This window comes from Allobosea sp. CER48 (assembly GCF_044752385.1).
Taxonomy (GTDB): domain Bacteria; phylum Pseudomonadota; class Alphaproteobacteria; order Rhizobiales; family Beijerinckiaceae; genus Allobosea.
On sequence record NZ_JBIWYK010000131.1, the window covers coordinates 1 to 7,457 of the forward strand.

The 7,457-nt window shown below is 67.6% G+C and carries 6 protein-coding genes; 3 read left to right on the forward strand and 3 right to left on the reverse strand.

The window, feature by feature from the left end:
* Positions 1-6: 6 nt before the first annotated feature.
* From ACIPIA_RS07205 to ACIPIA_RS07215, 3 genes are all read left to right on the forward strand, one after another.
* Positions 7-2,721, forward strand: a complete 2,715-nt coding sequence (locus ACIPIA_RS07205) for a [protein-PII] uridylyltransferase (RefSeq protein ID WP_400508063.1) — start codon at positions 7-9, stop codon at positions 2,719-2,721.
* A 114-nt stretch (positions 2,722-2,835) separates the two neighbouring features.
* Entirely contained in the window at positions 2,836-3,426 is a 591-nt protein-coding gene (gene grpE / locus ACIPIA_RS07210; RefSeq protein ID WP_400508056.1) for a nucleotide exchange factor GrpE, read from the forward strand.
* A gap of 4 nt (positions 3,427-3,430) precedes the next feature.
* Positions 3,431-4,045 (forward strand): trimeric intracellular cation channel family protein, encoded by a 615-nt coding sequence (locus ACIPIA_RS07215; RefSeq protein ID WP_400508057.1) that lies wholly within the window; start codon positions 3,431-3,433, stop codon positions 4,043-4,045.
* A 1-nt stretch (position 4,046) separates the two neighbouring features.
* Here ACIPIA_RS07215 and ACIPIA_RS07220 read toward each other — a convergent pair whose 3' ends face one another.
* From ACIPIA_RS07220 to ACIPIA_RS07230, 3 genes are all read right to left on the reverse strand, one after another.
* Positions 4,047-4,664 carry an alpha-ketoglutarate-dependent dioxygenase AlkB family protein gene (locus tag ACIPIA_RS07220; RefSeq protein WP_400508059.1) on the reverse strand — a complete coding sequence of 206 codons (618 nt, stop codon included), beginning with the start codon at positions 4,662-4,664 and terminating at the stop codon, positions 4,047-4,049.
* Positions 4,665-4,666: 2 nt separating this feature from the next.
* A complete protein-coding gene (gene dapB / locus ACIPIA_RS07225) occupies positions 4,667-5,473 on the reverse strand; it encodes a 4-hydroxy-tetrahydrodipicolinate reductase (protein ID WP_400508065.1) in 807 nt (268 codons plus the stop codon).
* 162 nt (positions 5,474-5,635) lie between these two features.
* The gene (locus ACIPIA_RS07230) at positions 5,636-6,622 is read right to left on the reverse strand and encodes a Tim44 domain-containing protein (RefSeq protein ID WP_400508061.1); all 987 of its coding nucleotides are present in this window, start codon (positions 6,620-6,622) and stop codon (positions 5,636-5,638) included.
* Positions 6,623-7,457: the final 835 nt, after the last annotated feature.

The following is a 7,457-nucleotide window of genomic DNA, read 5'->3' on the forward strand; positions in this document are numbered from 1 at the left end:
CGGCGACTGGACAAGACGGAGAAGCGGCAGGCGCTGGTAGCTGCGTTGCGGCAACTGCTCGACGATGGGCAGGCTTCGGCCAAGGCGATCCTGGCCGGGCCACGCGGCGGCCTCGCCTGCGCGCACCGGCTTTCGGCGACGATGGATGCGGTCGTCATCGGCCTGCACAAGGCCGCGACCGGCTATTTCTACCCGGCCGACAATCCCTCGCAATCGGAACGGATCGCGGTGGTCGCCGTCGGCGGCTATGGCCGCGGCACGCTGGCGCCGGGCTCCGATGTCGACCTGCTGTTTCTGTTCCCGCACAAGCAGACCGCATGGGGCGAGAGCGTCGTCGAGTCCATGCTCTATCCGCTCTGGGACCTGAAACTGAAGGTCGGCCATTCCGTGCGCTCGATCGACGATTGCGTGCGCGAGGCGCGCGCCGACATGACGATCCGCACCGCCCTGCTGGAAGCCCGTTTCCTCATCGGCGACCGCGGGCTGTTCGACGAGATGACGCGCCGCTTCGATGCGGAGGTCGTCGAGGGCACGGCGGCGGCGTTCACGGAGGCCAAGCTCGCGGAACGCGAGACACGGGTGCAGCGGGCCGGCGCTTCGCGCTACCTGGTTGAGCCCAACGTCAAGGACGGCAAGGGCGGCCTGCGCGATCTCAACACGCTGTTCTGGATCGCGAAATACGCCTACCGCGTCCACGACGTGCGCGAGCTGGTCGCCGCGGGGCTCTTCGACAGGGAAGAGCTACAGATGTTCGAGCGCTCGGAGGAATTTCTCTGGCGCGTGCGCTGCTGGCTGCACTTCATCACCGGTCGCGCCGAAGAGCGACTTTCATTCGACCTGCAGCGGCAGGTGGCCGCCGCGATCGGCTATGTCGGCCGCAGCGGCCAGGCACCTGTCGAGCGCTTCATGAAAGCCTACTTCCTGATCGCCAAGGATGTCGGCGATCTCACGGCCATCGTCTGCGCAGCGCTGGAAGCGCGCCAGCAGAAGCCCCGCGCGACGCTTTCGCGGCTGTTCGACACGCTCGCCAAACGAAAGCGCGAGCGTTCGCTCGGCCATCGCGACTTCAAGCTGACCAGCCAGCGCCTCAACGTCGCCGATGACAGCGCCTTCGAGCGGGATCCGGTCAACCTGCTCAGGCTCTACGAGATCGCGAGCCGCGAGGATCTCGCCATCCATCCCGACGCGAGCCGCCTGGTGACACAGTCGCTGCGGCTGGTGACGCCGGGCCTTCGCAGCGACCCGGAAGCCAACCGGATCTTCCTGGAAATCCTCACAGCCCGCCGCTCGCCGGAGGTGGTGCTGCGGCGCATGAACGAATCCGGGCTGCTCGGCCGCTTCGTCCCGGATTTCGGCCGTGTCGTCGCGATGATGCAGTTCAACATGTACCACCACTACACTGTGGACGAGCATCTGATCCGGGCGATCGGCGTTCTCGCCGAGATCGATGCCGGCCGGCTCGAGGCGGAGCACCCGCTCGCCAACGAGATCATGCCGACCATCGCCAACCGGCGCGCACTCTACGTCGCGCTGTTCCTGCACGATATCGCCAAGGGGCGGCCGGACGATCATTCGCTCGTGGGGGCCCGCATCGCCCGCAAGCTCGGCCCCCGTTTCGGCCTGACGAGTGCGCAGACGGAGACCGTGGCCTGGCTGGTCGAGCATCATCTCGACATGTCCACCGTCGCCCAGAGCCGCGACCTCGGCGACCCCAAGACGATCGAAAGCTTTGCCGCGACGGTGCAGACGCTCGAGAGGCTGAAGCTCCTCCTCGTCCTCACCGTGGCCGACATCAAGGCCGTCGGCCCCGGCGTCTGGAACGGCTGGAAGGGCCAGTTGCTGCGCACGCTCTACTACGAGACCGAGCTCGTGCTGGCCGGTGGCCATTCCGCGGTGGAACGCAAGGCGCGCGTCGCGATGAAGCAGGACGCACTGCGCCAGCGTCTCGCCGACTGGAACGCGGAGGAGCGTGACGCCTATGTCGCGCGCCACTATCCCGCCTACTGGATCAAGGTCGATCCCGACCGGCAGGAGAAGCACGCCCGCTTCCTGCACGAGGCCGAGCAGGCCGGACGCACCACCGCGACCATCGTCGAGACCGACAAATTCCGCGGCGTGACCGAGCTGACTGTCCTGGCCCCCGATCATCCGCGCCTGCTCGCCATCGTCACCGGCGCTTGCGCGGCGGCCGGCGGAAACATCGTCGACGCTCAGATCTTCACGACCAGCGACGGGCTCGTGCTCGACACCATTTCGGTTTCCCGCGCCTTCGATCGCGACGACGACGAATTGCGCCGGGCCGGGCGGATCGCGGCCGCGATCGAGCGGGCCTTGAAGGGCGAGGTCAAGATCGCCGATCTGGTGGCCCAGCGCCGGGCGCCGCCGCCGCGTGGCCAGACTTTCCAGGTCCAGCCGGAGGTCATCATCGACAACGTGCTCTCGACGCGCCACACCGTGTTGGAGGTCTCCGGCCTCGACCGGCCAGGCTTGCTCTACGACCTGACCACTGCGATCGGAAAGCTCAACCTCAACATCGCCTCGGCCCATATCGCGACCTTCGGCGAGAAGGCGGTCGACGTGTTCTACGTCACCGACCTGACCCATGCGAAGATCGTCTCGACAGGACGACAGCTGGCCATCCGCAAGGCGCTGCTGGACGTCTTCAAGATCGAAGTCGAGAAGCCCGCGCCGATGAAGGCGAAGATGCCGGCCCGCGCTTGATTTACCGGGCCATAAGGCCGATATCCGGCACGAACGCGGCTGCGGCGCCGGCAAGACCGGCCCGCCCCCGGCAAGGGGCGGCGCAGCCAGCCAGCAAAGGGACCTGAAGACACGATGACGCAGAACCCTGCGACGGAAGACCCCAATCTCGAAGTCTCCGGTGAAGCGCCGGAGCAGGCCAGTGCGACCGAGGGCACCGAAACCCTGGTCGCCAAGCTCCAGGCCGAGCGCGACGATCTCAAGGACAAGCTGCTGCGCACGCTCGCCGAGATGGAGAACCTGCGCCGCCGCACCGAGCGCGAGATCGCCGATGCCAAGGCCTATGCGGTGACGAGCTTCGCCCGCGACATGCTCGGCTCCTCCGACAACCTGCGCCGCGCGCTCGAAAGCGTGCCGGCGGGCGCGCTGGAGACCGCCGACGCAGCTGCGAAGGCACTGCACGAAGGCGTCGAACTGACCGAGCGCGAGCTCCTGAAGACGCTCGAACGCCATGGCGTGCGCCGGATCGACCCGCACGGCGAGAAGTTCGACCCCAACCTGCATCAGGCCATGTTCGAGGCTCCTGACGCCTCGATTGCCAAGGGGCTGGTCTCGAAGGTCGTTCAGACCGGCTACAAGATCGGCGAGCGTGTGCTGCGCCCGGCACTTGTGGGCGTCTCCGCCGGTGCGCCGAAGGCGCCGACGGACGACGCGTCCAAGCACTGACGCCGTGTTCGAGGCCGCCGGCGTCGCCATCTTCGCGCTGACCGGAGCGATCGTCGCGGCTCGCAAGGGGATGGATCCGTTCGGCTTCATCCTCCTCGCGACCGTCACCGGTGTCGGCGGCGGCACGCTTCGGGACGTATTGCTCGGCAACAGCGCGTTCTGGGTGGGCGACCCGTCCGATGTCGCGGTCTGCGTGACCGTTGCTCTTTCCGCCTGGACCACCGCCTATTTCCGGCCGGGTCTTCTCGAAGGCTGGGCTGGACGCAAGGTTCTGATCTGGGCCGATGCGGCCGGGCTGTCCCTGTTTGCAGTCATCGGCACGTTCAAGGGCCTCGCAGCCGGCGCCCCCGTGCTGTCGGCCGTAGCGCTGGGGGCGATGACCGCGAGCTTCGGCGGCATCCTGCGCGATATCCTCGCCGGCGATCGCCCGATGGTGCTCTGGGGCCGCGATTTCTACGTCACGGCCGCGACCGCCGGGGCAGCCGTCACCGCGATGCTGACCGGACTCGGCTTTTCCATGGCCGTCGTCATGCTGGGTGGCCTGATCACCGCCTTCGGTCTCCGGGCCGGCTCGCTGCTCTGGGGTTGGTCATTTCCGAGCCTGCCGGGGAAGGTCTAGCTCAAGGCTTCGTCACGCGCCGGAGCGTCAGATTGATGCGCCCGCCCTCGGGAAGCAGCGTCGAAGAACCGGCGAGGATGCGGTCGATGCCGTGATAGGCGAGCCGCGCCTCGCCCCCGAACAGCAGGACATCGCCGGATGTGAGCTTGAGCGACGTGGTCTTGCCGCCACGCGCGGTGCCGCCGATGCGGAAGATCGCCGCGTCGCCGAGCGAGACCGACAGGACGGGGGCATCGAATTCCTGCTCGTCGCGATCCTGGTGCAGCCCCATCTTGGCAGTGCTCGCATAGAAATTGACGAGGCACGCCTCGGGCGGCTGGGGATAGCCTGACAACTCGGCCCAGAGATCGAGCAGGGGCGCCGGCATGATCGGCCAGGGCTCGCCCGTCTCCGGGTGCTCGGGCTGATAGCGATAGCCCTCGATGTCTGAAACCCAGCCGAGCGGGCCGCAATTGGTCATCCGCACCGAGAAGGGCTTGCCCGTTTTCGGCATGCGCGGCTGAAAGAACGGCGCCTTGCGCGCGACCGCGCGCAGCTCCGCCAGCAGCGCCGCCTGCTCCATCGGCCCGAGCTTGCCCGGCCAATGGACGACGCCCGGTGCGACGACGATGCGCGTCATCGTCAGAGGGTGTCGAGGCCGAGCACGTCGGCCATGGAGTAGAGGCCTGGCCCCTGTCCCCTGCCCCAGAGCGCAGCCCTGACCGCGCCCTGCGCGAAAAGGCTGCGATCCTCGGCGACATGGGCAAGTTCGAGCCGCTCGCCGGCGCCGGCGAAGATCACCTTGTGATCGCCGACCACCGTTCCGCCACGCAGGGCGGCGAAGCCGATGGCGCCGGGCTCGCGCGCGCCGGTGATGCCGTCGCGCGCCGCGACACGGTGCTGCGCAAGATCGATCTCGCGGCCTTCCGCCGCCGCCTCGCCAAGGAGGACGGCCGTTCCCGAGGGCGCATCGACCTTCATGCGGTGATGCATCTCGACGATCTCGATGTCCCAATCCGTGCCTAGCGTCGCCGCAACTTTGCGTACGAGCGCGGCCAGCAGGTTGACGCCAAGGCTCATATTGCCGGAGCGGATGATCGGCGTGCGCCGGGCGGACGTGGCCAGTTGCGCGAGATGCGAAGGCCCCAGCCCGGTCGTGCCGACGACGTGGAGGATGCCCGCCTCGGCGGCTAGGCCGGCAAAGGCGACGGTCGCGTCCGGCGCGGTGAAATCGAGCACGGCGTCCGCAGCGGCGAAGGCGGCAGCCGCGTCGCTCGTCACCGCGATGCCGAGAGCCGGCAGACCGGCAAGCACGCCGGCGTCCGACCCAAGGGCGCTCGAGCCCGGCCGCTCGATCGCCGCCGCCAGCCGGCAGCCCTGCGCCTGATCGATGGCGCGGATCAGCATCCGGCCCATGCGCCCGGCGGCACCGACGACGACGAGACGCATATCACTCATGGCTGGCGGGCTCCGGACTCATTTGCGGCAATGGCAGCACCGCTTGGCCACTATCGCAATAGGCCGGTTTCCGCCAGCCGCCCACCCGGAAGCCGGGCAAAGCAAAACGGCCGGGTCGCCCCGGCCGTTCTGGATCGCATGCTATGACGGCTCTCAGGCCGCCTGCTGGATGCCCGACAGCTTCCAGGCCCCGCCGCGCTCGCGCAGGAAGGTCCAGTATTCCTTGACCTCCTGAACCTGCGTCGGGTTGCCCTCGACCACCTGTCCGTTCTTGCGGTCATAAAGCGCGTTGATCAGGCTGAAGCGCATCGCGACCGTAGCGTAGTCGGTATCGCCCTCGCGCCAGGCCTGCGACAGGTCGCCCTGCAGCAGCTTGACGTCGGAGACGCGATCGGCGACGCCGCGGCGGACGTTCTCCGTCAAGTCCTCGTCGAAGTAGCCGAACATCTCCGGCGTGGTGCGCTGGCGCAAGCCGGCCTCGTCCTCGTTCGAATAGGCGGTGTTGATCTCGCCGAGCAGGCGCTCGAAGCTGTTGAAATCCTCGCCAGCGAGCTCGATCGGCTGCGGCTGCACGGCGGCAGCCGCCGCGCCGCCGCCGAAGCCGCCCATGCGGGCAGCGGCAGGCTGCGGCGCATCATAGCCCTGACGAGCATAGGGCGCGCCGGCGCCGGCGAGCTGCGGCTCGGAACGGCGACGGAAGAAGCGGATGGCGAGCATGATGATGCCGGCGATCAGCGCGATCTGCAGCAGGAAGCCGAGCATGCCGGCAAGCGAGGCCAGACCGCCGAAGAAACCCGAGCCGGAGAGCAATCCGAACAGGCCCGCGCCGAGCAGGCCCGCGCCGATGCCCATCATCATGTTGCGGGCGAAGGACGGACGGGCCGCTTGAGCTGCGGCCGCGCCGGCGGAAGGACCGGCCATCGACGGCGAAGCCGGCGAAGAAGGGGCCGTGCGCTGGAAGGTCTGGGCGCCACCGGGCGTCGTGTTGGTTGAAGGCGGCGCGCTGTTTGTGAACGACCCGCGGCTGCCCGAGCTGCGGCCGCCGCCCGGACGGGCTTCGGCAACGAGCGGCACGAGCAACAGGGCCCCGGCGACCAGGGCGACGGCACGTCCACGACGGGCAAGCGAAATCAGAGACATTGTTCCTCCCGGAGCCCCCCACGGGCTCTCTTCCGGGCAATATGGAGAGCGACGGCGGCCCGCGCAAGCCTCCCTCCGGCTAACATTCTGAAATACCTGACTATTTCAAATCAATGCATAATTATTCGTCGCGATCGGGCCTGCGTGGTAAACTGCGGCATACCTCGCGATGCCAGGCGCAGGGAGAGAGCCATGACCGGATCCGGACCGAGGCCTCACCGACACAGGGCGCTGAGATGGCTGCTCGCGCTCGCCGTTCTCTTCCTCATCAGCGAAGCCGCCGCGGCCGGGGAACCGGCCGTCGCGCTCGATCCTCCGCGTCTGGCGCAGGCACCGGAACCGCTCTGCTTCTGCTGGAATGATGGCCGCAAGATCGCGGAAGGAGCGATGTCCTGCATCCGCACGAACCAGGGACGGCGGGTCGCCACCTGTGGCCGCGTCGTCAACATGATGTCCTGGCAGATCACAGATACTGCCTGCCCTGAAAGTTGAGACGCGCGCGGGGCGCGACGGACAGGACAAAGAGAAACGCCGCCGGGAGGCTTCCCGGCGGCGTTAGCTTTATGGCTCTTGCGGTCTAGCGACTTCGAGACTGACCTCGTCAGAACGCTCCCAGAACGATCGCCATCATGAACACGAAGGCCGCACCCATGATCCATCGGTCGAGACGCAGCGTGACACTCATCATCACACCCTCCTCCTGTCATTGACCTGTCGCGGAAGCTAGCAGAACTGACGCGGGCCGCAAGGGGGCGACATCGCGGCGGCGGTGCGGCAGAGGCTAGTTCATCGTTAAAAATCGCTTAAAGCATTGATTAGATTTCGGAATACTTCT

Coding starts and splice junctions, on each gene's coding strand:
- grpE (WP_400508056.1), top strand. CDS start 2,836: ATGACGCAGAACCCTGCGACGGAAGACCCCAATCTCGAAGTCTCCGGT.
- ACIPIA_RS07220 (WP_400508059.1), bottom strand. CDS start 4,664: ATGACGCGCATCGTCGTCGCACCGGGCGTCGTCCATTGGCCGGGCAAG.
- dapB (WP_400508065.1), bottom strand. CDS start 5,473: ATGCGTCTCGTCGTCGTCGGTGCCGCCGGGCGCATGGGCCGGATGCTG.
- ACIPIA_RS07230 (WP_400508061.1), bottom strand. CDS start 6,622: ATGTCTCTGATTTCGCTTGCCCGTCGTGGACGTGCCGTCGCCCTGGTC.